1 protein-coding gene is annotated in these 395 nt (G+C 49.1%); it reads left to right on the plus strand.

What is annotated here, in order from left to right; translation table 11 throughout:
- Positions 1-39: 39 nt before the first annotated feature.
- Positions 40-395, plus strand: a 356-nt coding sequence (locus tag ACTHSP_RS22460) for a cytochrome c1 (protein ID WP_440347065.1), incomplete at its 3' end; no start/stop codon positions are given.

Here is a 395-nt window from a genome sequence, read left to right on the forward strand (position 1 = left end):
TTACTTGTTTGCAACCAATATCTGATGAGGGCAGCGAAAATGAAACAAACTCTGAAAAACTGGTTTGCTGCCTTATTGCTGGCAGTGCCTATGAGTGCAGCCGTCGCCAGCGGCGGCGGACACTACGAAAAAGTCGATATCGATCTGCGTGACCAAGTCAGCCTGCAGCACGGTGCGCAAATCTTTACAAACTACTGTTTGTCTTGCCACTCTGCAAGCGGTATGCGCTTCAACCGTCTGAAAGACATCGGTTTGACTGAAGATGAAATCAAGAAAAACCTGATGTTCACAACAGACAACGTTGGTGATGTCATGGTAGCGGCAATGGATCCGAAAGATGCCTCCAAATGGTTGGGTGCGCCTCCGCCGGATTTGACCCTGATTGCCCGTTCTAA

The sequence above is a fragment of the Neisseria sp. P0001.S005 genome (genome assembly GCF_051963715.1).